The sequence below is a fragment of the Streptomyces sp. NPDC111606 genome, from assembly GCF_055656945.1.
Window position 1 is genome coordinate 445,152 of the sequence record NZ_JBVKBY010000006.1, and the last position, 25,766, is coordinate 470,917.

The window sequence follows — 25,766 nt, forward strand, 5'->3', positions numbered from 1 at the left end:
CGTCGATGCCGCACACGATGGGAACCGCCCGTGCCGAGACCACACCTCACCCGACGTCGCATCCTCGTCCTGTTGACGGTGTTGTCCGGGGCCTCTCTGGCGGTATGGATCGCGCTACTGATCACCGGCGTGCCGGTCGCGGATGCCTCCGCCTTTGTGGGCACTCCGCTCGCCGTCGTCGCGATCGGGGTGACGGCGATGACCACGATGAGCACAGGGGCGTCGGCGATCCGCGCCGGGGAGCCGCCACGGGTGGACTCCGCTGGATTCCACGACGGACCGCCCGGAGCGCCAGGGAGCCGGCCGCCGGTCGGAGAGCCCGGGCTCACTGGGGACGACTCCTCGCAACGGCACCAGAGGTGACGCCCTCCCTTCCACCGTCGTGCGCCCTTCCCCCGGCGAAGGAGCGCACGGGGAGGAAGACCCGCCCGTGGGGCCCGTTGCGGGGCCGGTCCGCCGAATGCAACGCCGTTGCCAGGCTCATGCGCGCCTGGATGGACGAGGCCGGCGTAGACCTTGCCGCACTCCGGCGAGGATTCACCCTGGACCACTTTCCCGGCCGGAGCCTTCCGGCGCGCTCGACGATCGGGGATCGACTGGCCGGAGTCAATCCAACCCGGGAGTTCATCGAGGCGGTGGCCTACGTCTGTTCACCGGACGAAGAGACACGCGCCGCCCGCGTCAAGGCGGCACTGGACGCCTTGATCCCACGCCAGGACGGGACGCACGAGCTGGAGGACCCGAACGAGCTCACCGAGTGGCGCGCTGCGTTACGGTCCGTACTCAGTGAGAATCGGCGCCTGCGGCTCCAACTCGACTCGCTGCAGACCGAGATGGCCCAGCTCCGCGCTCATCTCGGAGAGCAGACACAGCATGAGACCGGCGACTCCGGGCCGGGACGGGTCGAGCCTCCTCAAGAGCACTCGCAATCACCGGAAGCGGATGCCGAGGTGGATGAGCAGCCCGGGGAGGAGCGCGGCGGCGATGCCGACGGGCATACGGAGGCCGACGACCCTCCGGGCGTATCTGAGACAGCGCATCTACCGGTAGGACCGTCGAAACCGATCCCCCCGGACTTCCAGGCCTTCTACGTGATGTATCACCCCGCCTACGTGGCCTACGCCGAGCTGGTCTACGGCGATCGCCGCCTCGCCGAGGACGCGGTGCACGCCGCGTGGGTCACGATCCTCGGCAAATGGTCGTCCTATCTGGGCTCCGAGCGTATGGAGTCGGCGGTCTGGGCGGAGGTGCGGCGCCGAGTGTCCCCACCCGGCCGGGGGTCGGGACTGAATCCGGTGCGGGCCGCGATGGCAGCAGCCCGTGAAAGGTTCTCCACTTTCGAGGAGTCGCTCGGTCTCTACTCGGCCATTGCGGAGCTTCCGCCCAACCAGTTCGACGTCATCGTCATGAAGTACGTCCTGGGATATTCGACCAGCAGGACCGCAGTTCTACTGGGGGTGAGCGAGGCGCTGGTCCGCAGCCAGGTCCACCGGGCGAAACGATCCTTGGCAGGTGCTCTCGGTCTGCCGTCTGTAGCCGAGTCGTGATCGGTGGGCCCGGTCTTCGTCCCGTGCGGGGTTCAGTCGAAGGTCACCGGTCCCAGAAGCGTGTCCACCGTGAAAGTGATCCCCACCGGGCCCGTCGTCAGGTCGAGGTCCGTGCCGAGGGCCGACAGCAGGGGCCGGATCTCGTCCGGCTCGGGGGCGCTCGCGGACAGGGACAGCAGGGGGGTGGTGGGCAGGTCCGAGGCGGTGGGGTGGACCGTGGCGCTCCAGTCGATGAGGAAGGGCACGAGGCCGGAGGGGTGGGCGTCGTCGCCGTCGGTGAGCCGCCATTCCAGGAGGGTGCCGTCGGGTCTGCGGCGGCTCATCGACTGCGCCGGGCCGGGATCGTAGCCCCGGCCCCGGGCGGCGGCGATGGCGGCGTCCAGGTCGGGCGGGCTGATCGCCCAGGTGACCGTGCGCGGGGCCGTGAGCCCGTCGACCTCGAAGGGGCGGGGCCCGCCGGGCGCGGACTGCTCGGAGTCCGGCCCGATGATCTCCAGGTAGCTCATGCCGCCCAGCGACACCAGGTAGTTGCGGGTGCCGAGCCCGACGTGCACGCCGCCCGGGGCGGGGGTCACGCCGGTGCGGCGGGCGAAGTCGGCGACCGTGGCGGACAGGTCGGGCGTCGCGAGGACGAGATGGTCAAGGAGCGCGGGAATGGCGTTCATCGCAGCCGAGGCTACGCAGAGCGGCGCGCGATAAGGAACACCTGTGCGCCGGCGGGAGGGCAAGCGTCACTCGGCGTGGATGATCGTGCCGTCCTCCAGCAGGGTCGGATGGATCTTCAGATCTGAACTCCCGTCCCGCCACCCGCGCCTCGTCGGCACACTCCAGCGCCCGGAACTTCTCGGCCGCCCGGCGTGTGCATGGCCCGCTCCGGGTCATGGCGGACGTCGGCGGGGAAGCGCACGCCTCGGTACGCGAAGTCCCGCAGCCCTGCCGTGGGGCGTTCCGCCGTCGGGCCGTCGTCCGCGGGGGTCCGGATCGAGGACGAGGCTCAGGTCGGGGGAGCGGGTGTGGTCGGCGCGCGGGTCCCAGGTGCGTTGGGCCGGCACCGGGGCCGCTCCAGCCCCATGCCGTTCACGACCTGCTTCAGCACCCGCCACTTGGGGGCCGACCCCCGTATCCTGCACCCGGCGACCCCGAACACCGGCCCATGCAGGGCGACCCCGGACAGTGCAGAGAAACGTCCATCGCGTCGCGGTGAAGTGGCCCAACAGCCCGGCCTGTCGGGCCGTTAGGCTCGGCCGTATGTCCGTGCGACTGCTCGTCCACACCCGCACCACCGCCTACCGGCACGCGTCCATCCCGGCCGCCGTCGAGGCCGTACGCACCCTCGGTGACTTCGAAGTCGACCACACGGAGGACCCGACGGTCTTCGAGCAACCCCTCGACGGTTACGCAGCGGTCGTCTTCCTCTCCACCAGCGGCGAGGTGCTCACCCCCGCCGGCCGCGAGCGGCTCGCGGCGTACGTCGATGCGGGCGGCGGCTTCGTCGGAGTGCACGCGGCGGCCTGCACCGAGTACGACTGGCCGTACTACGGCGAGCTGTTGGGCACCCGGTTCGACCGGCACCCCGAGTACCAGCCGGGCAAGGTGGTCGTCGAGGACCGCGAGCACCCGGCCACCCGGCACCTGCCCGCCGTATGGGACTTCGTCGACGAGTGGTACGACTTCCGCACCAACCCCCGAGGCACGGTGAGGGTGTTGGCCCGCGCCGACGAGTCGTCGTACGACGGTGGCTGCATGGGCGGGGACCATCCCCTGGTGTGGTGCCGTGCGCGGGGAGCCGGGCGCGTCTTCTACACGGCGCTAGGTCACGCCGCCGAGGCCTACGACGATCCCGACTTCCGAGGCCATCTCCTCGGCGGGATCAGCTGGGCGGCGAGGCCGGGCCGTGCGGGTCATGCGGAGCGACGGTAGTCGGATCGCGGCTCGGCCCGCCGAGCACCGCTGCCGTTTACGGGGGTCACGAGGCCGGAAGCCGCCTGCGGAGTGCGCGGAACTGGGGGCCGTAGGTGCCGGGGACGTAGGGGTTGCGGGTCTCCATCAGTTCCACGGCGGGCCCCTCCAAACCGCGCATGGCGTGGATGGCCGCGCCCAGGGTGCGGTGGCCGCCGCCGGCCCAGGCCGCGTCAAGGGTGTCCAGCACGGTGCTGTAGGTGGCGTCGAACTGGTGCAGGAGTCGGCGGACATGGGCGGGCGGGTTGGGCCAGCCGCCGACCGGGATCGGGGCCATGGGGCGCACGTCCGGGAAGGGCACGGGCCCGCCGACGTACTGCCAGCCGTCGTCCGTCCGGCGCAGCTCCCGGCCGTGGTAGATCTCGCCGAAGGCGTAGTAGTGCGCGGGGTGGTCGTCCTCGAAGGAAGCGGACGGTGAGCTGGTGGTGCCCTCGCCCTGCTCCATGATGATCCGGATGGCCTGCTCGACGTGGTCGAGGTTCTCGACTGGAGACAGGTCGTCGGAGAAGACGTACTGGGACAGCTGCCCCCGCACCGACAGTTCCGGCCGCACCGTCCGGAACGCGTTCAGCAGCCCCTCGTAGAACTCGCCGACGGTGGGTGAGGTCTGCACGCTCCGGACGAGCGATTCCTCGGGGGCCTCGATCGCCATCATCACATCGCGGACGAAGGCCTTGGTGAGGCCCGACAGGTAGACGTTCACCCCGGCACGGACACCGCCGGGCAGGGGGCCCGGGTAGACGGGCGCGGCGGCCTTGATCTGCGGCGTCCCGCCCACGGCCACGAGCAGGTTGCAGGTGATGCCGAGGTGGTACATCTCGTCGCCGACGATGCGCTGGATCAGCCGTGCGACCTCGCTGCGGCGGTCCTTCACGGACCACAAGCCGCAGAAGTAGGGCGGGATGGTGGCGAGTTCCAGTGCGAGGGCGACCTGAAGGGCCGACCTGATCCAGTCGACTCCGCGGCCTTCCTGGGGAACGGCCAGCAGCCGCGCCACGGACCCGAGGGCGGGCGCCGCAAGCGCACCGCCGGCCGGTAGTGCGGCAGCCTGCGCGGGACCGGCGGCCGCGACCGCGGCCGGGGTGCCGCTCGCCAGCGCGGCCGACGCCAGGAAACTCCTGCGCCTGAACGGGGCAACTGTCTGCCTGTCCGGCTCTTCGCTCATACCCGTCACTCTCGCCTCTCGCCTCAGCTCATCGCCATGGCCCCACCTCGGCTCGAGGCCCTCGGGACCCTCGGACAGCTCGCGAAGCTAGCAACGATCAACGTCGCCACCAGGGCGGACGGGCCGGGCGGCGCATCAACCACCCTGTCGGTCCAACGCGATCAAGGTGGTCATGGCAGCGCGGCGCCGGAGAGGCGCTCAGTGCATGTGGGCGTCAACGGTCCTGTCGTCGGCCTCCCGCACCGCGATCCGGGCGAGTTTCGTCAGCATCATGCCGTTGCGGATCCGGACGAGATAGTCGACGGGGAGACCGTGCATGCGCACGCCGGGGCCCCGCAGGGCATGCCAGTCGAGGATGAAGAGGGTGTTCTCGCCCCACGGGATCAACTGCATGGCGATGCGTGCCGCGCCGAAGGGGTCGGCCTTCGCCTCCAGCTCCAGACGGCGTTCCGGTTCGCAGATCCGCACGACGCACGTGTCGTCCAGGACTGCGGGGCCGAGGCCGACCCGTACCTGCAGACGGGCGCCCACGGCGGGCCAGTGCGAATCGGCGGCGCGGACCTGCTGGGTTCCCGACACCCACTCCCCGTAGCGACGGCCGTCGGACAGCAGGCTCCAGACCTTCGACGGGGAGCTCAGGATCAGACGGCGGTTCCGGGCCACACCGACCACGCTCCTTCTGGAAGATCCCGAGCTGCTCGACCTGTCCTTCGACGCTAGCGGCCCCGGGCACCCCCAGCACCCGTAGTGGGGGCCCGCCCCGGCCAACCAGGTGAAGGACTCAGCGGGACGGCCCGCGCGGCCCCGCCGTGCTCGCCCGCTGCACCAGCCGTGTCGACAGCTCCGTCCGGGTGCTCTCCGGCCGTTCCCCGTCCATCATCCGCACCAGCAGGTGCAACGCCGTCGCCGCCATCTCCGACAGCGGCTGGCGGATCGTCGTGAGGGCCGGGGCGATCCAACGGGCCTCCGGCAGATCGTCGAAACCGACGACGCTCATGTCGTCGGGCACGCGCAACCCGCGTTCCGCCAGCGCCTCGTACACACCGAGGGCCATCCGGTCCGAGCAGACGAAGACGGCCGTCGGCGGCTCGGGCAGGTCGAGGAGCTCCAGCATGCGGCGGTGGGCGAGACTCTCGTCGAAGCCCGCGTGCCGGACGTACTCGGGACGGTGCCGCACCCCGGCAGAGGCGAGCGCCGAGCGGTAGCCGGCCACCCGGGCGGTGCTGCACATCTTGCGCTGGTGACCGGCGATCACGGCGATCCGCTCATGGCCCAGCGCCAGCAGATGCTCGGTGGCGAGGACGCCGCCGTGCCAGTTCGCCGCGCCCACCGACACCACGCCCGGCGGCGGATCCAGCACCGGGTCGATCATCACGAACGGGACGCGGTGCTGCTCCAGCCACGCGTACTGCGACGCAGTCAGCTCGGCCAGGTTGAACAGCACCCCCGACGAGCCGCGCGCGATGAGTTTGTCCAGCCAGCCGCGCTCCGGACGGCCGCCCCGCGTCCGGGTCAGCCCGGCCGAGACCACCACCTCCAGGCCCGCGTCGTGGGCCGCCGCCTCCACCCCGTGCAGCACCGCGCCCGACCAGGAGCTGTCCAGGGAGTGCACGACGAGGTCGACCAGCCCGGGCGTCTTCGCCGCGTCGAAGCGTGGTCTGCGGACATAGCCGAGCCGGTCCAGTGCCTCGGTGACCCGGCGGCGGGTCTCGGGGGCCACGTCCTCGCGGCCGTTGACCACCTTGGACGCGGTCGGCACGGACACTCCGGCCTCACGGGCCACGACCGCCAGGGTAGGGCCGGCCGCCACGCTCGCACTGCCCGTACGGACCATCGGGAACCACCTCTCCGGCCCGCCCGAGGGCCCTGAAAAGTTTCGACCAGCACGGAAACAGTAAGCGCTTCCTACCCTAGGTTCGCCGCGCTGAGTCCGGAAGAGGCCGGAGTTCCGAGGGCCCTACGGACCGCGGCTTTCGAAATAGGGGCAAGCCGTCGCAACGACCCCACCCTCAAGCCACCCGCCCCAACTCTCCCTCCCGCACTTCATGCACCAACCCCTCGCCTCCCACCAGCCGTTCCAACTCCTCCACCACGATCCGCCCGAGCCGCTCCAGCTCGTTCCCCAGCGACCCGGCGACATGAGGGGTCAGGAAGACGTTGGGCAGGCGATACAGCGGCGACCCGGCAGGCAGCGGCTCCGGTTCGGTCACGTCGAGCACCGCGTGCAGCCGCCCGGAGACGAGCTCGTCCGTGAGTGCCGCGGGATCGACCAACGCCCCCCGCGAGGTGTTGATCAGTACGCCCCCGTCCCGGATCAGCCCCAGCCGCTCCCCGTCGAGCATCCGGTACGTCTCGGGGATGTCCGGCGCATGCAGGCTGACGATGTCGCTGCGCCGCAGGAGGTCGTCCAGCGACAGCAGTTCGGCGCCCAGTTCGGCGGCCTCGGCGGCGCTGACGTACGGATCGTGCAGCAGCACCGTGAAGTCGAACGGCCGCAGCAGCTCCAGCAGGCGTCTGCCGACCCGCGACGCCCCGATGACGCCGACCCTGCGGCCGACGTTGCCGGTCGCGGCGGTCTCGCGATGCGTCGGGTAGGCATGGGTGCTGCGAAAACGCTCCCGATGGCCGAAGGCGTCCTTCCCGGCGAGCAGAATCATCGCCAGCGTGTACTCCGCGACCGGCAGCGCGTTGCCGGTCACCGCGCTGGAGACGGTGACACCGGCCTTCCACAGCGCGTCGCCGACCAGCGCGCGGACCGAGCCGGCGGCGTGCAGTACCGCGCGCAGTCCGGGCGCGGCGGTGAGGGCGTCGGCGTCGAGGTGGGGGCAGCCCCAGCCGGTGATGAGTACCTCGGTCCGGGCGAGGACCCCGGCCGCGGCCGGGTCGGTGAAGTCCCGTACGACGAGCGTGGGGTCGAGCTCGGCCGCGTGCCGCAGCCGGGCCATGAGCGGTGGCGGGAACAGCAGGGGGAGGTGCACCGGATCCATCGCGAACACGGCCCTCAAGGGGTGCGGGCTGGGCATGACTCTCCTGAGGCGCCGAATTGAGCACTGAGTTGAGACACGGGCGACGTTGAACGGACAACGTGCAGAAAGCGCCTTCTACCGTAGATCCACTCATTGGACCGGTCAATCGGTCAGCGGCGGCTGCGACCAGCTCGGCTTCGGCACCCTGGATTACGCCAAGTAGCCGGGTAAGCCGAACAGCCCTCACAACCGCTCGTGCGCCGGAATATCGGGCCACAATGAGTTGCTCTGATCTTCACGGTGCACGAGCGCGGTGAGGAGGCTGGTGGACGTATGACGGCAGTCCAGGCAGACCCCGTGGTGAGCACGCCCTACGGTGCCGTGCGGGGCCGATACGAAGGCGGCGTCGCGGTGTTCCGGGGTATTCCCTACGCGGCGCCGCCGTTCGGCCCGCACCGCTTTCGGCCGCCCGTGCCGCCCGAGCCCTGGGACGGTGTGCGCGAGGCCGCGGACTTCGGGCCGACGCCGCCGAAGCCGCCGTATTCCGAGGCGTTCGCGCAGTACCTGTCCGACCCCGTCGTGCCCGGCGACGACTGTCTCAACCTCAACGTCTGGACCCCCGATCCCGGTCCCGCCGCCCGGCTGCCCGTCATGGTGTGGCTGCACGGCGGCGCCCTGACCCGTGGCTCCTCGGGCGTGCCCGTGTACGACGGCCGGCCCTTCGCCCGTGACGGCGTCGTCCTCGTGTCCGTCAACTACCGGCTGGGCGTCGAGGGCTACGGCTACTTCCCGGACGCCCCCGCCAACCCCGGCCTGCGCGACCAGCTGGCCGCCCTGGAGTGGGTGCACGCCTCGATCGAGGCGTTCGGCGGCGACCCCGGCCGCATCACCCTGTTCGGCCAGTCCGCCGGCGCGATCAGCATCGGCGCGCTGCTCGCCGCCCCGCAGGCCCAGGGCCTGGTCCGGCGGGCGATCCTGCAGAGCGGGCCGCCCGAGACCGCCGAGCGGGACAAAGTACGGCGGATGGTGCGCCGCATGGCCACCCGGCTGAAGATCCCGGCCACCGCCGCGGCCTTCGCCGACGTCGACCGGGAGCTGCTCCTGCGCACCCAGGCCGAGGTGGGCCGGCTCAGCAGCCCCGTCGTGGGCGGGCCCGCCTTCGGGATCGTCGTCGACGGCGACATCGTCCCCCGCGATCCCCTGGAGGCGCTCACGGAGGGTGACGCCGCCTCGGGCGTCGACCTGATGATGGGCTGGACCCGCGACGAGTACCGGCTGTGGCTGGTGCCCGGCGGGCTCCTTGAACGCGTCGACCGGCTCGGCGCGGTCGCCCTGGCCGGCGCCATGGCCCGCTGCCGTGTCGGCGCCGACGTGCCCCGCGGCTACCGCGCCCTGCACCCCGAGGCCGGCACCGCCGAGACAGTCGGCCAGATGGTCACCGACCACCTGCTGCGCGGGCCTCTGCACCGCCTGGCCGACGCTCGCCCCGGATCGTCGTACGTGTACGAGTTCGCCTGGCCCTCCACCCTCCCCGACCTCGGCGCCTGCCACGCCCTGGAGCTCGGCTTCGTCTTCGACACCGGGGACGTTCCCGAGTCCCGCAGGCTGGCCGGCGAGGGAGCGCCGCAGGAGCTGGCCCACGAGATGCACCGCACGTGGGTGCGGTTCGCGGTGGAGGGCGACCCGGGGTGGCAGCCCTGGGACGACTCGCACCCGGTGCGGATCTTCGGCGACGGCGAGACCCGCACCGCGCTCGGCCCCCGCGACCCCGAACTCGCCCTGTGGGCCACGGCCGCCCCGCCCGAGGCCATGCCCACGTCGGACCTTGCCGAGGGTGCGCCGCCGCCGCGCGGCACGGAGATGCGATCGGTCGTACGACGGCTTCGCCTGCCCGGCGCGGTCCGCCGCCACTGACACGACGACGTCGGGCGTTGGGGTGTCCTGCGTCAGGGCGTCGGCTTGCCCGTGTCGGGGCATCGGCGTCCCCGCCTCAAGCGTCGGCCCGTGCGTAGGCGATCCGCGCCCGTCGGTCGCCCCCCGACCGTGGCTGCCGCCTCACGATCCCGAGCCGGGCGCGTTTCCGCTACCGCGCCGCCGACAGAGTCCGGGCGATGGAGGCGATCGCCTCCGGGCCGACCCGGCAGCACCCGCCGATCAGCCGAGCCCCTGATGCCCGCCACGCCTCGACCTGTTCGGAGACGAAGCCGGCCTCGCCGGACCAGGCCCGGGCCTTCGCGTCCCAGGCCTCGCCGCTGTTCGGGTAGACCACGACCGGCTTGCCCGTGACGCGGGCGGCGATCTCGACGGCGCCCCCGACGTCCTGCGGCGCGCAGCAGTTCACGCCGACCGCGATCACCTCGTCGGCGTCGGCGGCCAGAGCGAAGGCCTCCTCCAGCGGCTGCCCGGCGCGGGTGCGCTCACCGGCGACGGAGTACGACAGCCAGGCCGGCACGCCCAGCCCACGCACCGCCCGCAGCAGCGCCTCCGCCTCGTCGGCGTCCGGGACCGTCTCCAGCGCCAGTACGTCGGGCCGCGCACCGGCCAGCACCTCGAGGCGGGGCCGGTGGAACTGCTCCAGCTCGTCGACGCTCAGCCCGTACCGCCCCCGGTACTCGGAGCCGTCCGCCAGCATCGCCCCGTACGGCCCGACCGACGCGGCCACCCACAGCGGCCGCGTGGCACCCTTGCCCCGCGCCTGCCGGGCCGCTTCCCGGGCCAACTCCACGCTCAGGGACAGCAGTTCGGCCGCCCGGTCCGCCGGGATCCCGCGCCTCGCGAACCCCGCGAAGGTCGCCTGGTAGCTCGACGTGATCGCCACGTCCGCCCCCGCCTCGAAGTACGCGAGATGCGCCTCCGTGATCGCCTCCGGCCGTTCCGCGAGCAGTCTCGCCGACCACAGCGCGTCGCTCAGGTCGTGCCCGGCGGCCTCGAGCTGGTTGGACATCCCGCCGTCGAGCACGACGGTCCCGGCGGCGAGGGCTTCGGCGAGGGTGATGGTGCTGGTCATGATGACGACGGTAGTCGAGGCGGGGCGCAGGACCGGCAAGCGGGACGTGCTCGGCGCCCCCGAGCGGCCGCTCCCTACGCCGCGTGCCGCCCACCGCGCCGGCGCCCGCGCCCGAACCTCGTCGCGGGTACGGCCAGCCCGATGAGCAGGCCCGCGGCCAGGACGTACGGCCACCAGCCGAGGCCGTTGGTCGCGGCGCCGGTGGTGCGGGGGACGGGAGAGGTGAGGGCGTCGGCTGCGGTGTGGGGGCGGTCGGAGGTGGGGGAGGGGCTTGTGGTGACGGCGGTGAGGACGACGTCGTTGCCGTCGCCGCCGCGGTAGCTGATCCGGTAGGCGGTGTCGTCCAGCTGGAGCTTCTCGCCCTCTTCGAGGCCGGTGAAGGTGCCGGTCGTCCTCGTACGCCCCCGGTGGTCGAGGACGGTGATCCTGCGGGGGGATTCAGGTGCGGTGGCAGCGGTCGCGAGGTCCAGATCCCCGGCCAGGCGGACCGCACCCGTCACCTTCAACGGGCCGTCGCGCAGGACCAGTTCACCCTGCGCCGACTGGGTGTAGTCACCGGAGACGGTCAAGCCGCTCGCGACCAGGCCGCCGTTCGTCACCGCTCCCCGCACGGTGCCCTTGCCGGTCAGTGTCTGCTCCTCGCCGACGCGCAGTCCCGAAGCCGACGTGTCCAAACGGGACTTCGCTGACGTGAGGCGGATCGCCCTGCTGCGGGCGAGGGTCGCGCCGTCGCGCAGGGCGAGGGTGCCCTGCTTGACCGTTGTCGTGCCCGTGTAGGTGACCGCTCTCCCCGTCAGGGTCGTCGTCGCGGCCCCCGACTGCGTGAGGGACCCGCTGCCGCCGACGCGGGACAGGGACTGGGGCTTGCTCCCGTTGTTCAGGACCAGCGAGCCGTGGTTGACGACCTTGTAGAGGCCGCCCTGCGTGTAGAGCCCGCCGTCACCGCCCGACCGGCCGCTGCCCAGCCGTAGCACGGCCCCCTTCTCGACGGTCGTCGAGCCGTCGTAGTGCTGCACGGCGGTGAAGGTGACGTCATTGCCGGGCGTCCCCTTGATGACGATGTCCCCGGCGCCGGGCGCGGCGAGTGTGTCGTGGAACCTGCCGCCGCCGATGGGGGCGCCCAGCGTCACCGGGCCGTTGTAGTCGAACGTGAGGAGTGAGCGGGAGCGGGCCGCGAGCAGGTTGATGTAGACCGTCTCGGCCGTGCCCGGCATGAAGATCTTGTTCGTCGTGCCGTCGCCCCACTGGACGTTCGCGCCCTTGATGTTGGTGCCGCGCTTGTTGACGTTCTTCCGCGCCGGCGTCCAGTTCAGTGCCGGGTCGCTGAGCGAGGGGTCGGTGTCGCCGCCCTGGTTCGACCAGCTGTACCGGCCCGTCAGGATCACTTTGCCGCCCGGCCGGGACTGGACGTTGATGTCGCTGCCGTACTCGCGCTGGTAGAAGTCCATGCCCACGGTGACGGTCCGGCCGAGCGGGGTGTCCACGGTCCACGTGCCCTGGTTGAGGACCTTGCGGACATGGGGCAGCGAGGTCGCGAACTCCGGCCGCCCGGCGTTGACCTGCGTGCCGTTGTCGATCACCCCGGAGAAGGAGTGGGTGCCCGACAGGTCCCAGGTGCCCCAGAGGAACCGCGGCTGGGTGATGAGCCCGGAGCCGCTGATCGTGCCCAGGTTGTAGGCGCTCCTCAGTGACAGCCGCAGGGTGCCGTCGACCCGGATGTTGTCCTGGTTCAGCCGGAACACCGGGGTGCCGTACGGGAAGTGGCCGATCAGCCCGGCCGTACCGCCGTTGCCGTACTGCAGGGTCGCCCCGCGCTCGACCGTGACGGCAGGCGGGTCGGCGTCGGTCGTGGTGACGTACGGGTGATTGCCGCCGAGGACGCTCACCTGCTGCCGTTGCCGGGACTTCGGCAGGGTGAACTCGCTGTCCCTGGTGAGGATCAGCGTCCCGGTGCCACGCACCGTGAGCGTGCCCTCCCCGCGGAAGACGCCGTCGTACGTGGTCGTCCCCGACGGCACGGTGACGACCGTGTCGCCGCTGAGCGTCACGTCCCGGTCGGTGAGGACGTCGGCGGTGACGTCACGGTCGGCGGCGGCCGCCGGGGGAGCGGCAACGGTCAGGGCGGCGAGGGCAGCCAGGGCGCCGACGGCCGCTGCTGTCCTGTGGGTATGGCTGCGCACGTGATCGGGGACGGGCGGAGCTGGGCGCCGATAACAGAAACTTGGCGCTTCGCTTTGTCCCGCCGGACTCGTTGACCTCCTGGTAACTCACCCTTACCTTTCAGTCGTTCGTAATGACAGATCCTGTTCGTTATCTCGAACGTCCGAACAGTCCCCGAGAGGCACCCCCCGCATGAGCCGCGATCACGATCTGCCCCAAGTGCCCCCTGCCCGCCAAGTCCCCAGTCGCAGACTGCTGTTGAAGGGTGCCGCAGTCGCCGGAGCCCTGACCGCAGCCTCTGCCCTGCCCGGTGTCGCCCACGCCGCACCCCCGAAGGCGGCCCCCCACGTGAACCCCCTCGTCCGACAGCGTGCCGACCCCCACATCAACCGCCACACCGACGGCTTCTACTACTTCACGGCCACCGCCCCCGAGTACGACCGCATCGTCCTGCGCCGCTCCCGCACCCTCAACGGCCTGTCCACGGCCGCCGAATCGGTCATCTGGCGGGCCCACCCCACCGGCGACATGGGCGCGCACATCTGGGCACCGGAGCTGCACCGCATCGGCGGCAAGTGGTACATCTACTTCGCCGCCGCGCCCGCCGAGGACGTGTGGCAGATCCGCATCTGGGTCCTGGAGAACTCCCACCCGAACCCCTTCAAGGGCGCCTGGGTGGAGAAGGGCCAGGTGAGGACCGCCTGGGAGACCTTCTCCCTCGACGCCACGACCTTCACCCACCGCGGCTCCCGCTACCTCTGCTGGGCGCAGCACGAGCCGGGGCTGGACAACAACACCGGTCTCTTCCTGTCCGAGATGGCGAACCCGTGGACCCTGACCGGGCCCCAAGTGCGCTTGTCCACCCCCGAGTTGGACTGGGAGTGCGTCGGCTTCAAGGTCAACGAGGGCCCGTACGCCCTCAAGCGCAACGGCCGGATCTTCCTGACCTACTCGGCCTCCGCGACCGACCACCACTACTGCGTCGGCATGCTGACCGTCGACGCCGAGGCCGACCTGATGGACCCGGCCAACTGGTCGAAGTCCCCGACCCCGGTCTTCACCAGCAACGAGATCACCAAGCAGTATGGCCCCGGCCACAACTGCTTCACCGTCGCCGAGGACGGCCGCAGCGATGTTCTCGTCTACCACGCCCGCCAGTACAAGGAGATCGTCGGTGACCCGCTGAACGACCCCAACCGCCACACCCGCGTCCAGAAGCTCGGCTGGAACCCGGACGGCACCCCGAACTTCGGCGTACCCGTGGCGGACACGGCCGCCGCGACCGCCGCAACTGTCGAGGAGAGTGCGTGAGATGAGACGTGCCTACGCCGCTCTGCTGGCCCTCTGTCTGGCCCTCGCCAGCGCCCTGGCCACCGCGGGGCCCGCCCAGGCCGCACCCCGGACCGTCACCAACGGCACCCAGTTCACCGACACCTCGGGCAACCCCGTGCACGCCCACGGCGGCGGTGTCATCAAGGTCGGCTCCTCCTACTACTGGTTCGGCGAGAACCGCAACGCCGACAACACCTTCCGGTACGTGGACGCCTACCGCTCGACCGACCTGAAGAACTGGGAGTTCAGGAACCACGTCCTGACCGAGGCCACCGACCCGGAGCTCGCCACCGCCAACATCGAGCGCCCGAAGGTCATGTACAACGCCTCCACCGGCAAGTTCGTCATGTGGATGCACAAGGAGAACGGCGTCGACTACAGCGAGGCCCGCGCCGCCGTCGCCGTGTCCGACACGGTCGACGGCAACTACACCTGGCAGGGCAGCTTCCGCCCGCTCGGCCGGCACATGTCCCGCGACATCACGGTCTTCGTGGACACCGACGGCGCCGGATACATGATCTCCGCCGCCCGCGAGAACTACGACCTGCAGATCTACCGCCTGACCGCCGACTACACCGGCATCGCGAGCCTCGTCGCCGACCCCTGGCACGGCGGCCACCGCGAGGCCCCCGCCCTCTTCAAGCGAAACGGCGTCTACTTCATGCTGACCTCGGGCGCGACCGGCTGGAGCCCGAACCAGCAGCAGTACGCCACGGCCACCAGCATCGCCGGTCCCTGGACGGCGATGACGAACGTCGGCGACTCCACGGCGTACGGCTCACAGACCGCGTACGTCCTGCCCGTGCAGGGCAGTTCGACCACCTCCTACCTCTACCTCGGCGACCGCTGGGGCAACTCCTTCGGCGGCACCGTCAACGACTCCCGCTACGTCTGGCTGCCGCTGACCTTCCCCACCTCGACCTCGATGTCCATGTCCTGGTCCCCGGAGGTCACCGTCGACACGGCCACCGGATCGATCAGCGGGACGAGCGCCACGTACAACACGCTGATCGCAAGGCACTCCTCCAAGTGCGCCGACCTCACCGGCCAGTCGCTGTGGCAGGGCGCCCAGATCAAGCAGTACGACTGCAACGGCGGCAGCAACCAGAGGTACTGGTTCAGGTCGGTGGGCAGCGGCTACTACCAGCTGATGATCAGGAACAGTTCCCTGTGCGTCCAGGAGAACGCGACCACGGTCACCCAGGAGAACTGCAACGCCTCCTCGACCGGCCAGCAGTGGTCGGTCACCACCACCGGCTCCTACGTGACCGTCAAGTCCCGCGCGACCGGGGAGTGCCTGGACGTGAACGGCGCGTCCACCGCCAACTCCGCCGCGGTCATCACGTACGCGTGCAACGGGGCGACGAACCAGCAGTGGACGCACGGAACCTGAGGTGACGTCAGGCGAGCAGGTCGATCGCGTCGATCGCCGTGCCCGCGCTGAGATAGCCGGTCGACCCCGAACCGCTCACCACGTTGATCCTCAGCACGTTGTACTGGCCGGTGTCCGTGAGCCAGGCACTCGCCGGGACGCTGTAGGTGAACGTGTGGTTGTTGCCCCGGTAGGACCCGTTGGTCAGGGACCGGGTGCCCGGCTGCGTGGGCGGGGAGGGGATCGCCGAGGTCCAGTCGTTGACGCCGATCTGCGGCCGGCCGTTGGCGTAGGCCGTCGTCACGCCGATGCGCAGCGTGTGCGCGGCGGCAGCCTGGGCGGCGGTCAGCCTGAAGTACACGAGCAGACCGCTGTTGACGTCCTTCCAGAGGTAGCAGGGGAAGGACGCCGTCTCGTTGTTGCCGATCACCACGTTCCCGGTCCAGGCGGCGGCCCGGGCGTCGGACGGATGCGCGTACGTCATCAGGTCGGCGTTCTTGAACCCGCTCGGGGTGCCGTTCCAGTCGCCGATCCGCCAGATCGCCGTGGCGTTGCCCGGGTCGTTCGAGGACGGTATGGCGATCGTGTTGAGGGTGGTCGTGCCACCGGCCGTGACGGTCACCGACTGCGTGTACACGGCGAGTTCGCCCTTGAAGACGGTCAGCGTGTACGTCCCCGGCAGCACACCTCCGATCGAGAACCAGCCGTCCGACGCCCGTGCCGAACCCCAGTACTGCGCCGCCGAGTTGGCGAGCCCGACCGTGTACGGGTAGGCCGTGTTGCGCCCCGTGATCCCGACCCCGGCCACCTTGCCGCGCCCGCTCGCGCCGACGTACCCGGACATGCCGAGCGAGTCCGCCCACCACGTGGTGAGCGTGCCCGGGAACAGCGACGGGGAGGGCGCCCCGCCGTCCGTGAGAGCGATGACGTACGGGCCCTGGAGGCCGAAGCGCTGGGCCTCGGTCTGGTTCTGGCCGTAGTGCAGGATCTCGTACAGGCCACCGCCGTCCGCGCTCTGGTGGCGCAGCAGTGAGCGGTAGAACGGGCCGCCGGACGCCTTCTCGTGGTTGCTGCGCACCATCCACAGGCCCACGCCGCCGGCCGACCAGCCGACGTGGTCGTAGTCCATCACCCGGCGCCTCGAGTAGTGCTTCGAGCGGGTCTGGCCGTCGGACTTCGCGAAGACGTCCGACGCCTCGATGGCGGTGGGCGCGTAGGTGTAGGAGTCCGGCTCGTCGTTGCGGAACAGGCCCTTCCGTACGCGCAGGATGTAGCGGGTCGCGGAGACCGACGTGTCGGCCTTGTCGGTCCACAGGTAGATGTTGTTCTCGCCGCTGCGGGCGGCGTAGTAGTGCCGCAGCGTGCCGTACGCGACCGAGATCAGGATCGTCGAACCCGACTGCCTGATGGACACGGTGGACGCGCCGAGGCCGGACTCGATGTGCGAGTTCATGCCGCCGTAGCCCTGGTACTCGGTGCCGCGGTGGACCAGCGAGGTCAGGTCGCCGTTGGTCTTGCTGACCTTGAAGACGAGGCCGGCGCCGGTGTCGACGACGTAGTTCGAGCCGTCGTCGATCCAGCCGAAGGCCGCGGCGCGCGCTGTCCCGGCCAGGGCCGCGGTGCCGGCGGCGGCCGTGGCGCCGAGGACGAAGGTGCGGCGGCGAACGGATCTGTCGGGGGATCCGGACATGGGGGAGCCTCCTTCGGGGTGGGGGGTGCGGGTGATGTGCAGGGTGACAGTTGAACCGATTTCGCGAAAGGGCTTGCGCTGGCTTGGTCTGGGCATGGCCTCGACTTCCCATCGACATCTAGAAAGCGCTTGTCAAAACGGGTACGGTCCAGGCGCACGCCGCGTCCACCCGAGCGAGGAGTCACGCATGAGACGTTTCAGCTCCGTCGTACTGCTGGCCGCCACCTTGGGTGCCGTGCCCGTGCTGACGGCGGCACCGGCCCGGGCCGCCCATGCCAACTGCACCGCCACCGCCTGCCACTTCGACGTCCCGCCCGGAACGTACGACGTGAAGGTCCTCCTCGGCGGCGAGGCCGCGTCGAGCACGAGTGTCACCGGGGAGACCCGCCGCTCCCTGCTCCCCGAGACGGCCGCCGCGGCAGGCGAACGCGTCGCCCGCAGCTTCACGGTGAACGTCCGCACCCCCGAGGGCGAGCCCACCGGCCCCGCCGGAACGCCCGGCCTTGACCTGCAACTCGGCGGCTCGGCCCGCGCCCTGGCCGACATCAAGGTGACCCCGGCCCGGCACGCCCGCCAGATCTACCTCGTCGGCGACTCCACGGTCTGCGACCAGCCCGGCGACCCGTACTCCGGCTGGGGCCAGCAGCTTCCGCAGTACCTTCGAAAGGGCCTGTCCGTCGCCAACTACGCCGACTCCGGCGAGAGCACGGTCAGCTACCTCGCCGACGCGCGCCTGTGGGCCACCGTCCGGCCGCGGATCCGGCCCGGCGACCTGGTCCTGATCCAGCTCGCCCACAACGACAAGACGACCGACGAGGCGACCTACCGGGCGAATCTGGAGACCCTGGTGGCGGGCGTGCGGGAGAAGGGCGGGGAGCCGGTCCTGGTGACGCCCGTCGTGCGCCGATGGTTCAACTCCGACGGCACGCTGAACAACGCCACGGCCCTGCTCGTGAACGGCCTGGGCGTGGACCACCCCGCCGTCGTCCGCTCCGTCGCCGCCGCCCACGACGTCCCCCTGATCGACCTCACGGCGAAGACGAAGGCGCTGGTGGAGTCCCTCGGCGTCGAGGCGTCCAAGGCGCTCTACCTCTACAACGAGAAGCGGGACAACACCCACACCTCCGTGCACGGCGCCATGACGTACGCGGGCCTGGTCCGCGACGAACTCGTCGCCCGGCGTCTGGTGCCGGAGCGCCTGATGCGGGTGGGATGAACTCCTGGGGCGCTCCGACCGGAACCGGGGCGTCCCAGGTCCGGAACCGAGCCGGCGAGAAAGAGACCCGATGCACCTGCCTCCCGAAGACCGCACCCGCAGCCCGCGCACCGGCTACACCCGTGCCCACTGGGAGGCGGCCGCCGACGCCCTGCTCGCCGCGGTGGAGCCGTACGCCACCGAGGACCGTGCCCTCTACCACCTCCCCGGCGACCACGAGAGCTGGTCGGGCCGCCTCTCCGACGGACTGGAGGGCTACGCCCGTACGCTGCTCCTGGCGGCGTTCCGCCGGGACGAGACGGTGTTGGAGCGCTATGCCGACGGCCTCGCGGCCGGCGTCCGCGGCATCTGGCCCCGCGTGGAGGACCGCAGCCAGCCCCTGGTCGAGGCGGCCTCGATCGCGCTCGCGCTGCGGCTGACGCGGCCGTTGCTGTGGGACCGGCTGGACGACCCGGTGCGGCAGCGGGCGGCGGCCTGGCTGGGCGACGCGGTGACCGCCGAGGCCTGGCCCTGCAACTGGGAGCTGTTCCCGGTGACCGTGGGCGGCTTCCTCCAGGAGATCGGCCATGACGCCGAGGCGTCGCGCAAGGCGATCGACCGGGGGCTGGAGCGCATCGAGAAGTGGTACGTCGGCGGCGGCTGGTACACGGACGGTGACGGCCGCAAGTTCGACTACTACAACGGCTGGGCCATGCACCTGTACCCCGTCCTGCACGCCTGGCTCGCGCAGGACGAAAAGCTCCTCGACCTGTACGGCGGCCGGCTCTCCCGGCATCTGGACGACTACGCCCGCCTGTTCGGCGGCGACGGAGGCCCCCTGCACCAGGGACGCTCCCTGACCTACCGTTTCGCCACGACCGCCCCCCTGTGGCTGGGCGCCCTCACGGGCCGCACACCGCTCGCGGCAGGGGAGACCCGGAGGATCTCCTCCGGCGCGCTCAAGTACTTCCTGGAGCGGGGCGCCGTGGACGCGAACGGGCTGCTGACCCTTGGCTGGCACGGCCCCGACGAGGCGATCCTCCAGGGCTATTCGGGCCCGGCGTCCCCGTACTGGGCGAGCAAGGGCTTCCTCGGTCTGCTCCTGCCGGCGGACCACGCCGTGTGGACGGCGCAGGAAGAACCGGCGCCCGCCGAGCGCGAGGATGCGGTCACCGCCATCGCCGCCCCCAACTGGCTGGTGCAGTCCACGAGTTCAGACGGCCTGGTCCGCCTCCACAACCACGGCAGCGAGGACGTCCGCTACGACCCGTACTACACGCGGCTCGCCTACTCGACGGCGACGACGCCCGCACCGTCGTACGACAACAGTGTGATCGTCGGCGACGATCCGAGCCGTACGGACATCGTGCCGCTCGGTGCGGGGGAGGGCTGGGCGGCCTCACGGCACTCGGGCGGTGACGGAACGCGGGTGACGAGCGTGGTGCTCGCGCAGGGGGCCGTGGAGGTGCGGGCCCACCTGGTGGCAGGTGCGGCGGCGGGAACGCCGGTTCGGATCACGGGCTGGGCCGCGCGGGACGGAGTCCGCGCCGAACTCCGCCCTGCCGCCCGGCTCGACGACGACCTCACCGGCGTCACCGACGCCGGACCCACCCTTTTCGTCGCCCTCGCCCGGCTCACGGCCGAACCGGAACCCGCCCCGCTGGACGCGCTGGTGACCGTGCGCGTGGACGACGACGGCGCGATCCATGTCCGCTGGAACGACGGCCGTTCGGTCCGCGTGCGGTTGGCGGACGGCGACGCTGTCCACGTGCGGGTCAGCGCCTGACCTCCTGGGTCGTGATGCCCGCCCGGTCGAGTGCTCTGGCGACGGCGGGCGGGTCCACCGGGTCACCGTCGGGGTGGGCGCACACGTGCTTCAGCAGCACCCGTGCGTCCAGCCCGTATGCCTCGGCGTCGGCCAGGAGGCTGTCCGCGCCCGGACCGGCGGTCGTGTCGTCGAAGTGGAGCTCCAGCTCCCTCAGCAGGCTGCCGCGGTCGACGAAGTCGCTCATGCCGCAGTCCAGACCGTCGTCTTTGAGGCTGTCGGGGTAGGGCGCCCGGCTCCACGCGCCGTTCTCGTACCAGTAGACGCAGCCGAGTTCGTACCCTTCCAGCCGGTCGCGCAGCTCCGCGTAGGGCAGCCAGTCGGGGCCGCCCGCCAGCATGTCGATCGGCGGTTTGTGCCACTTCACGCCGCTCGACTCGTCCTCGCCGTAGAGCACGAACCGGCCCTCGCCCATCCTGGACATGATCCACCAGGTGCAGCCGCAGTCGTCCCAGTGCAGGCCCACCTCGTCGATCCAGTGCCCGATCCGGTGCACGCTCGGGCGCTCCTCCTGCTCGGTGGTCGCCTTGACGGCGGCGAGCAGCGCCCACCGTGCCCACAGCACCTCGCCCGGCGGTAGGTCCTGCGGAAGTCCCGGTCGGTGAACGGTCATGCGTGCCCCGTGTGCTCTCGTCGCGATGGTGATCGCCGCAACAGTACGACGGGGCGCCGACGTCCTTCGTGGCGCTCCGGCACCTGGTGGGCGCTGTGAGGGCCGGGTCACTTCGGGCGTCGCCGAAACGACCGGCGCCTAGCGTTCGGGGCATGACCGAAACCGCCCGGCTCACCCCCGCCGATGCCGTCACCGCCATGGTCGACCACGTCCTGGCCCTGGCCGCGACCTGGCCGGACTGGGACGGCACGCTCGCCCATGTCGACGACCGCGTCTACACCCCGCACAAGGCGATCCGCCGCGTCGCCGACCACCTGATCGATCACCTGGCCGAGCTGGAGGCCCGGCTGGCGGGCGAGGAGCCCCGGCCCGACCACTGGCACGCCTCCGCCCTCACCACCGAGGCGGACCTCGCGCCCTTCACGCCGCAGGACCTCGACGAGGCCCGCAGCCGGCTGACCCGGCTCGCCCGCATCTGGGCCAACCGGCTGGACGCCTTGAGCGACGACCAGCTCGACGACTCGCCCGGCGACGGCTGGACCTTCCGCGAAATCGCCCGCCACCTGGAGGGATCGACGTACTACGCCGATGCCGTCGGAGACCTGTCCTGACCGCCCGACCACCGGAGGCCCCCCTCATGCCCGCGTTCGCCGAACTCCACCACCGCGACGACCCCCTGCTGCTCCCCAACGCCTGGGACCACGCCTCGGCGCGAGCACTGGCAGAGCGGGGATTCCGCGCGATCGGCACGACGAGCCTCGGTGTCGCGGCGGCCTCCGGTCTGCCCGACGGGACGTCGGAGACCCGTGACGAGACACTGCGGCTCGCCCTGGCCCTCGGCTCGGATCCGTACCTTCTCTCCGTCGACGCGGAGGACGGCTACAGCGAGGATCCCGACGAGGTGGGGGAGTTCGCGCGGCACCTCACGGCCGTCGGAGCCGTCGGTATCAACCTGGAGGACCGTCTCGGCTCGACCGCGCTGCACGCCGCGAAGATCGCCGCGGTCAAGTCGGCGGCACCGGGCCTCTTCGTCAACGCCCGCAGCGACACATATTGGACGGGAGACGGCACGGGGACGATCGACCGCCTCGACGCCTACCAACAAGCGGGCGCTGACTGCGTGTTCGTGCCGGGGCTCAGCGAACCCCGGGAGATCGCCGCCCTGGTGAGGCACGTCGACGTTCCGCTCAACATCCTCTACGCACCGACCGGCCCCACCGTCCCCCACCTGGCCGACCTCGGCGTTCGCCGCGTCAGCCTCGGATCGCTGCTCTACCGCCGGGCGCTGGGCGCGGCGTTGGAGGCGGTCGAGGGGATCAGGGAGGGCCGGGCACCGGACGGGGCGGCCCCCTCCTACGGCGCCGTGGACGCCCTCGCCCGCCGGGGATAGGTGGAGCCCGGCGGGGCGATCTGACTCACAGCGACGGTGAGTGCGTCCCTGTTAGGCTTGACTCTTTCCCGGGTATCAGACCCTTTGGACTCATCACCGGCGAGGGACCGAGGAACCATGACCATGGACATCCCCGGCGACAGGCGACTGGCGGCCGCCGTCGTGATGGACGACAAGCAGCGGGTGCTTCTGGTGCGCCGCAGCGAGAGGGAACGGTTCCTGCCACGGGTGTGGGGTGTCCCCTGCGGGAAGCTGGAGCCCGGCGAGAGTCCCGAGGACGGGGCCCTGCGCGAGCTGAAGGAAGAGACCGGACTGCTCGGCGAGATCGTCCGCAAGGTCGGCGAGTCCTCGTTCCTCAGCGACTACCGGGGTCACGAGATCAAGAACTGGCAGGAGAACTTCCTGGTAAGGCCCTTGTCCACGGCGGTCACCCTGCCCGAGCCCGACCAGGCCGCCGCCTGGCTCGACCGGGCCGAGCTGACGTCGGTCGAGATCGACGAGTACAACCTCGACATCGTGCAACAGGCGTTCACCGGGCCCTGAGCCGTTCCGCCAGTTCCCGCAGCGCATCCAGATAGTCCCCGACCGGCAGGGGCACCTTCGCCACCGCGCCCGGATGCGGGCCCGCGGCCGTGAACACATCGGTGTGGTCCCGTCGTTCGGCGCCCGTCTCCAGGAAGAGCGTCACCGTGGGGACGTCCGTGTCGCACCAGGCTCGGTGCAGGGTGTGCGCGGGCAGGGCGTACGAGCTGCCCGCCGCGTACTGTCCCACGTGCGTCAGCCGCAGCCGCGCCGGACCGGCCGGCCTCAGTACCCAGTCCGCCGAGCGCTCCGCAAGCGACTCCTCGTAGCGGGCCGCCGCCAGGTCGCCGACGCCGTCGCCGACCTCGTACAGCTCCATGGCCAGCCGGCCCCGTACGACATAGGAGGCCAGCGGCGAGCGGTGGTTGTGGATGTCCTCCTCGCCGATCGCGCCGGCGCCGGGATGCCACACGTGTGCGCGGAGCATCTGACGCGGGCCGCCGTCGATCAGCAGCAGCTTGTCGAAGCCGAGGACATGACGGTAAGACAGCCGTGCGCAGCCCTCCGGGTCGCCCTCGCCGGAGGCGAGTTCGGCGATCAGCTCCAACAGGCGGTCGGGTGAGCCGAGTTCGGTGACGACGCGCAGCGCCGCGGCCACCCGCTCGTGCTCGGGCAGTTCAACGTCCAGCGATTCGGCCAGCAGCCTCCGTGCCCCCAGGACCTGCCGACCGCCCATGCACCCATCCTCCAACGCCCGCTCGCTCCGACCCCGCTCGTCACATCCGGGTTCAGCCATCCGGCTGGTACATCCATACGGCATGCGCGCGCAGCGCCGAAAGACCTTGATAGGTCATCCACATGGGCCGCCGCAGCTCGGTGCTGCCGCCCCGGCCCCAGGACCAGATGCCGTCCGTCTGCCCGGCCCACACCGCGGCGACGGCCCCGTCCAGCCGTACCCGCCACTCGTCCTCCAGCCCGTCGGCGCGGGCGATCTCCAGCGCGCCCGGCGAGAGCAGGGCGCGAACCAGCCAGGAGGCGGTGAAGTGCCGTACGTTCAGCACCTCGTGGCGGGACGGGTCGTCCGTACGCGGCCGGCGTACCTCCTCGTGCAGGTTCTCCAGGTCCGGACAGGTGTCATGCGGTGCGTCCGGACAGGACAACAGCCAGCGGACGCCGTCCTCGCGGGCGGTCCGGGCCCGGGCGCCACGCGCGTCCGTGTCCTCGCCCAGAACCCGGGCGGCCCGGTCCAGGGCGACGACGGCCTGCGCGGTGTGCAGCGGGGACGGTCTGCCGTACGGCGGCTGCAACCGGTAGCCCCAGCAGCGCAGATGGTCGCGGCGCGGGTCGCTGATCGCGCCGTCCGCGAGTACCTCGCGCAGCGCGGGAAGGATCTCGGAGCGGGGTGCGGCGCGCAGCAGCCCGCGCAGCACGGTGGTCACGACGTGGGTCGACTCCAGTCCGGCGCGGTCGAGTTGCCGGGTGAAGGCGCCGGTGCAGCGGTCCACCTCGGCAGCCAGCCGCTCGGCGGACGTGCCGGCCCGGGCCAGTGCGCCCAGCACCAGGGCGGTGACCTCCGGGCGGGCCTCGGAGCCCTGCGACCGCGCCGACCAGCCGCCGTCCGGGAGCCGCAGCCGCCACAGGGTGTCCACCAGGTCGCCGGTGCTCAGCCCTCCGTCGGGCACGCCCAGGTCGAGCATGATGTGCAGGCCGTACGCCGTGCCGACGGGCGTCGGCCGTGAGGGCGTGTTCTCGCCGAGGGAGTGCGGCCAGCCGGTGAGGCGCCCGCGCTGCGGATCCGCCACGACCGACACCTGGTCGACGAGGGTGCCGTAGGCGGAGGCGAAGACCTTCGGGAGCGGGCCGGGCGCCCCCGGGGCCATGGCAGCAGGCCCTACCGCAGTGGCACGCGCGGGATCGGCGGCCGCTGCCGCTGCCGCCCGGGCCCGCAGCAGCGCCGCCGCCAGCCAGGCCGCGACGAAGGTGGCGAGCCCGCTGACCCCGGAGATCACATAGCGCGCGGCCGAACCGTCGAGGGAGTCGGGCAGCACACTGAACAGGAACTGGAACACGCCGTACCCGGCGGCCGCCGCTCCGAGGCCGCCGAGCCAGCCGACGAAGCGCGCCGGGGGCGAGGTGTCCGAGGGGTCCTCGTCGGGCGGGGGAGGGTCGGGGCGAGGCTGACGGGGCCTCAAGGGGCCGCGTCCGAGCTGCTGTTGGGACAAGACGCACCCTCCCCCGTGGTGGCGGCGTGTGACCTCCGCGAAGCTTCCAGTCTAAGTGGTCAGCGTGGCGCCTGGGGTGGCTGCCCGCCGTGCTCGTTCCGCGGCCAGTTCGCGAGCGCCACGTGCAGGGCGTCGACGGCACGCTCCCAGGACTCCCGTACGTCGCGGGGAGCGCCGAAGGCGCCGGTGGACTCCAGGGCGCAGTAGCCGTGGAAGGTACTGCGCAGCAGGCGGACGGCGTCGGTGAGGTCGGGTTCCTCCAGGCCGTACGCGCGGAGCATCCCGTAGGTGATCTCGGCGGTGCGGCGCATGGCGGGGGAGTCGGCGACGAGGGCCTGGTCGATGCGGATCTGGGTCGCCGCGTACCGGCCCGGGTGCTGCAGGGCGTACTCCCGGTATGCGTCCGCGAACGCGGCCAGCGCGTCCTTGCCGGCCCGCCCGGCGACGGCGGCGGCGATCCGGTCGATCATCTCGCCGCCCGCCAGCAGGGCGACCCGGGTCCGCAGGTCCTGCAGATTCCGGACGTGCGAGTACAGACTCGCGTCCTTCACCCCGAAGCGCCGGGCCAGCGCGGACAGGCTGACGTTCTCGAACCCGACCTCGTCGGCGAGTTCGGCGGCGGCCGCGGCGAGCCGGTCGGCGGTGAGTCCAGCGCGGGCCATGGGGTGGGTGACCTCCGGAGATATGAGACTGGCCTAGGTCGTGTCCGCAAAGTCCCGTCGTCCGCCCGGAGGGCGGGCCCCGCGGCGTCTGGTGCGTGCTCTCGGCGTGCCGGGCGGAGGCCTTTGTACTGGATGTACT

The 25,766-nt window shown here is 71.5% G+C and carries 22 protein-coding genes; 10 read left to right on the forward strand and 12 right to left on the reverse strand.

The annotated features are described in order from the left end of the window. Positions 1–494: 494 nt before the first annotated feature. Entirely contained in the window at positions 495–1,547 is a 1,053-nt protein-coding gene (locus ACZ7M7_RS23560) for a sigma-70 family RNA polymerase sigma factor (protein ID WP_472119997.1), read from the forward strand. Positions 1,548–1,579: 32 nt separating this feature from the next. On the opposite strand, the gene ACZ7M7_RS23565 is transcribed toward ACZ7M7_RS23560, so the two are convergent. Then, positions 1,580–2,212, reverse strand: a complete 633-nt coding sequence (locus tag ACZ7M7_RS23565; RefSeq protein ID WP_472119999.1) for a VOC family protein — start codon at positions 2,210–2,212, stop codon at positions 1,580–1,582. A gap of 583 nt (positions 2,213–2,795) precedes the next feature. On the opposite strand from ACZ7M7_RS23565, the gene ACZ7M7_RS23570 reads away from it, so the two are divergent. Next, positions 2,796–3,467 (forward strand): ThuA domain-containing protein, encoded by a 672-nt coding sequence (locus ACZ7M7_RS23570; RefSeq protein WP_472120002.1) that lies wholly within the window; start codon positions 2,796–2,798, stop codon positions 3,465–3,467. Between the two features lie 46 nt (positions 3,468–3,513). On the opposite strand, the gene ACZ7M7_RS23575 is transcribed toward ACZ7M7_RS23570, so the two are convergent. The 4 genes from ACZ7M7_RS23575 to ACZ7M7_RS23590 all read right to left on the reverse strand — a co-directional run bounded on the left by ACZ7M7_RS23575 (position 3,514) and on the right by ACZ7M7_RS23590 (position 7,694). After that, a complete protein-coding gene (locus ACZ7M7_RS23575; RefSeq protein WP_472120004.1) occupies positions 3,514–4,671 on the reverse strand; it encodes a ferritin-like domain-containing protein in 1,158 nt (385 codons plus the stop codon). A gap of 198 nt (positions 4,672–4,869) precedes the next feature. Then, the gene (locus tag ACZ7M7_RS23580) at positions 4,870–5,334 is read right to left on the reverse strand and encodes an SRPBCC family protein (RefSeq protein WP_383603927.1); all 465 of its coding nucleotides are present in this window, start codon (positions 5,332–5,334) and stop codon (positions 4,870–4,872) included. A gap of 118 nt (positions 5,335–5,452) precedes the next feature. Next, entirely contained in the window at positions 5,453–6,505 is a 1,053-nt protein-coding gene (locus tag ACZ7M7_RS23585; protein ID WP_472120006.1) for a LacI family DNA-binding transcriptional regulator, read from the reverse strand. Between the two features lie 175 nt (positions 6,506–6,680). Beyond that, positions 6,681–7,694, reverse strand: coding sequence for a hydroxyacid dehydrogenase (locus ACZ7M7_RS23590; protein WP_472120008.1), 1,014 nt, complete (start codon positions 7,692–7,694; stop codon positions 6,681–6,683). Between the two features lie 276 nt (positions 7,695–7,970). On the opposite strand from ACZ7M7_RS23590, the gene ACZ7M7_RS23595 reads away from it, so the two are divergent. After that, positions 7,971–9,551: a carboxylesterase/lipase family protein gene (locus ACZ7M7_RS23595; protein WP_472120010.1), complete on the forward strand. Its 1,581-nt coding sequence runs from the start codon at positions 7,971–7,973 to the stop codon at positions 9,549–9,551. 169 nt (positions 9,552–9,720) lie between these two features. Here ACZ7M7_RS23595 and mmuM read toward each other — a convergent pair whose 3' ends face one another. Both mmuM and ACZ7M7_RS23605 read right to left on the reverse strand, forming a co-directional pair. Next, positions 9,721–10,644 carry a homocysteine S-methyltransferase gene (gene mmuM / locus ACZ7M7_RS23600; RefSeq protein WP_472120012.1) on the reverse strand — a complete coding sequence of 308 codons (924 nt, stop codon included), beginning with the start codon at positions 10,642–10,644 and terminating at the stop codon, positions 9,721–9,723. 74 nt (positions 10,645–10,718) lie between these two features. After that, positions 10,719–12,824: an autotransporter-associated beta strand repeat-containing protein gene (locus ACZ7M7_RS23605; RefSeq protein ID WP_472120014.1), complete on the reverse strand. Its 2,106-nt coding sequence runs from the start codon at positions 12,822–12,824 to the stop codon at positions 10,719–10,721. 172 nt (positions 12,825–12,996) lie between these two features. Here ACZ7M7_RS23605 and ACZ7M7_RS23610 point away from each other — a divergent pair, with 172 nt between their 5' ends. Further along, positions 12,997–14,115 carry a glycoside hydrolase family 43 protein gene (locus tag ACZ7M7_RS23610; RefSeq protein ID WP_472120016.1) on the forward strand — a complete coding sequence of 373 codons (1,119 nt, stop codon included), beginning with the start codon at positions 12,997–12,999 and terminating at the stop codon, positions 14,113–14,115. A 1-nt stretch (position 14,116) separates the two neighbouring features. Further along, a complete protein-coding gene (locus ACZ7M7_RS23615) occupies positions 14,117–15,529 on the forward strand; it encodes a family 43 glycosylhydrolase (protein WP_472120018.1) in 1,413 nt (470 codons plus the stop codon). Positions 15,530–15,536: 7 nt separating this feature from the next. Here the strand turns inward: ACZ7M7_RS23615 and ACZ7M7_RS23620 are convergent, their stop codons facing one another. Further along, positions 15,537–17,198 carry a rhamnogalacturonan lyase B N-terminal domain-containing protein gene (locus ACZ7M7_RS23620; RefSeq protein ID WP_472120020.1) on the reverse strand — a complete coding sequence of 554 codons (1,662 nt, stop codon included), beginning with the start codon at positions 17,196–17,198 and terminating at the stop codon, positions 15,537–15,539. Positions 17,199–17,385: 187 nt separating this feature from the next. On the opposite strand from ACZ7M7_RS23620, the gene ACZ7M7_RS23625 reads away from it, so the two are divergent. Next, a complete protein-coding gene (locus tag ACZ7M7_RS23625; protein WP_472120022.1) occupies positions 17,386–18,414 on the forward strand; it encodes a rhamnogalacturonan acetylesterase in 1,029 nt (342 codons plus the stop codon). A gap of 70 nt (positions 18,415–18,484) precedes the next feature. Next, positions 18,485–20,179: a DUF2264 domain-containing protein gene (locus ACZ7M7_RS23630; protein WP_472120024.1), complete on the forward strand. Its 1,695-nt coding sequence runs from the start codon at positions 18,485–18,487 to the stop codon at positions 20,177–20,179. Here the strand turns inward: ACZ7M7_RS23630 and ACZ7M7_RS23635 are convergent. Continuing rightward, on the reverse strand, positions 20,169–20,831 hold the full coding sequence (locus ACZ7M7_RS23635; protein WP_472120026.1) for a hypothetical protein: 663 nt from the start codon (positions 20,829–20,831) through the stop codon (positions 20,169–20,171). The genes ACZ7M7_RS23630 and ACZ7M7_RS23635 overlap by 11 nt on opposite strands. Positions 20,832–20,983: 152 nt before the next feature. Between ACZ7M7_RS23635 and ACZ7M7_RS23640 the strand changes: the two genes are divergently transcribed. The 3 genes from ACZ7M7_RS23640 to ACZ7M7_RS23650 all read left to right on the forward strand — a co-directional run bounded on the left by ACZ7M7_RS23640 (position 20,984) and on the right by ACZ7M7_RS23650 (position 22,764). After that, entirely contained in the window at positions 20,984–21,442 is a 459-nt protein-coding gene (locus tag ACZ7M7_RS23640; RefSeq protein ID WP_472120028.1) for a hypothetical protein, read from the forward strand. Between the two features lie 26 nt (positions 21,443–21,468). Then, on the forward strand, positions 21,469–22,221 hold the full coding sequence (locus ACZ7M7_RS23645; RefSeq protein ID WP_472120030.1) for an isocitrate lyase/PEP mutase family protein: 753 nt from the start codon (positions 21,469–21,471) through the stop codon (positions 22,219–22,221). 117 nt (positions 22,222–22,338) lie between these two features. Continuing rightward, positions 22,339–22,764 carry an NUDIX hydrolase gene (locus ACZ7M7_RS23650; RefSeq protein ID WP_383603869.1) on the forward strand — a complete coding sequence of 142 codons (426 nt, stop codon included), beginning with the start codon at positions 22,339–22,341 and terminating at the stop codon, positions 22,762–22,764. On the opposite strand, the gene ACZ7M7_RS23655 is transcribed toward ACZ7M7_RS23650, so the two are convergent. The 3 genes from ACZ7M7_RS23655 to ACZ7M7_RS23665 are packed head-to-tail and all read right to left on the reverse strand — an operon-like array spanning position 22,751 to position 25,627. Continuing rightward, complete coding sequence (locus tag ACZ7M7_RS23655) at positions 22,751–23,479, reverse strand: hypothetical protein (protein WP_472120032.1); 729 nt, start codon at positions 23,477–23,479, stop codon at positions 22,751–22,753. The genes ACZ7M7_RS23650 and ACZ7M7_RS23655 overlap by 14 nt on opposite strands. Before the next feature lie 52 nt (positions 23,480–23,531). Next, complete coding sequence (locus ACZ7M7_RS23660; RefSeq protein WP_472120034.1) at positions 23,532–24,965, reverse strand: prenyltransferase/squalene oxidase repeat-containing protein; 1,434 nt, start codon at positions 24,963–24,965, stop codon at positions 23,532–23,534. A gap of 59 nt (positions 24,966–25,024) precedes the next feature. Beyond that, positions 25,025–25,627 carry a TetR-like C-terminal domain-containing protein gene (locus ACZ7M7_RS23665; protein WP_383603861.1) on the reverse strand — a complete coding sequence of 201 codons (603 nt, stop codon included), beginning with the start codon at positions 25,625–25,627 and terminating at the stop codon, positions 25,025–25,027. Positions 25,628–25,766 lie beyond the last annotated feature (139 nt).

Bases quoted from the DNA above. Each gene is read 5' to 3' on its own strand.
- ACZ7M7_RS23635 (WP_472120026.1), bottom strand. From the start codon at position 20,831: ATGACCGTTCACCGACCGGGACTTCCGCAGGACCTACCGCCGGGCGAG.
- mmuM (WP_472120012.1), bottom strand. From the start codon at position 10,644: ATGACCAGCACCATCACCCTCGCCGAAGCCCTCGCCGCCGGGACCGTC.
- ACZ7M7_RS23620 (WP_472120020.1), bottom strand. From the start codon at position 17,198: ATGTCCGGATCCCCCGACAGATCCGTTCGCCGCCGCACCTTCGTCCTC.
- ACZ7M7_RS23560 (WP_472119997.1), top strand. From the start codon at position 495: ATGGACGAGGCCGGCGTAGACCTTGCCGCACTCCGGCGAGGATTCACC.
- ACZ7M7_RS23615 (WP_472120018.1), top strand. From the start codon at position 14,117: ATGAGACGTGCCTACGCCGCTCTGCTGGCCCTCTGTCTGGCCCTCGCC.
- ACZ7M7_RS23650 (WP_383603869.1), top strand. From the start codon at position 22,339: ATGACCATGGACATCCCCGGCGACAGGCGACTGGCGGCCGCCGTCGTG.
- ACZ7M7_RS23665 (WP_383603861.1), bottom strand. From the start codon at position 25,627: ATGGCCCGCGCTGGACTCACCGCCGACCGGCTCGCCGCGGCCGCCGCC.
- ACZ7M7_RS23585 (WP_472120006.1), bottom strand. From the start codon at position 6,505: ATGGTCCGTACGGGCAGTGCGAGCGTGGCGGCCGGCCCTACCCTGGCG.
- ACZ7M7_RS23610 (WP_472120016.1), top strand. From the start codon at position 12,997: ATGAGCCGCGATCACGATCTGCCCCAAGTGCCCCCTGCCCGCCAAGTC.
- ACZ7M7_RS23565 (WP_472119999.1), bottom strand. From the start codon at position 2,212: ATGAACGCCATTCCCGCGCTCCTTGACCATCTCGTCCTCGCGACGCCC.
- ACZ7M7_RS23640 (WP_472120028.1), top strand. From the start codon at position 20,984: ATGACCGAAACCGCCCGGCTCACCCCCGCCGATGCCGTCACCGCCATG.
- ACZ7M7_RS23570 (WP_472120002.1), top strand. From the start codon at position 2,796: ATGTCCGTGCGACTGCTCGTCCACACCCGCACCACCGCCTACCGGCAC.
- ACZ7M7_RS23575 (WP_472120004.1), bottom strand. From the start codon at position 4,671: ATGAGCGAAGAGCCGGACAGGCAGACAGTTGCCCCGTTCAGGCGCAGG.
- ACZ7M7_RS23595 (WP_472120010.1), top strand. From the start codon at position 7,971: ATGACGGCAGTCCAGGCAGACCCCGTGGTGAGCACGCCCTACGGTGCC.
- ACZ7M7_RS23590 (WP_472120008.1), bottom strand. From the start codon at position 7,694: ATGCCCAGCCCGCACCCCTTGAGGGCCGTGTTCGCGATGGATCCGGTG.
- ACZ7M7_RS23625 (WP_472120022.1), top strand. From the start codon at position 17,386: ATGAGACGTTTCAGCTCCGTCGTACTGCTGGCCGCCACCTTGGGTGCC.
- ACZ7M7_RS23655 (WP_472120032.1), bottom strand. From the start codon at position 23,479: ATGGGCGGTCGGCAGGTCCTGGGGGCACGGAGGCTGCTGGCCGAATCG.
- ACZ7M7_RS23645 (WP_472120030.1), top strand. From the start codon at position 21,469: ATGCCCGCGTTCGCCGAACTCCACCACCGCGACGACCCCCTGCTGCTC.
- ACZ7M7_RS23630 (WP_472120024.1), top strand. From the start codon at position 18,485: ATGCACCTGCCTCCCGAAGACCGCACCCGCAGCCCGCGCACCGGCTAC.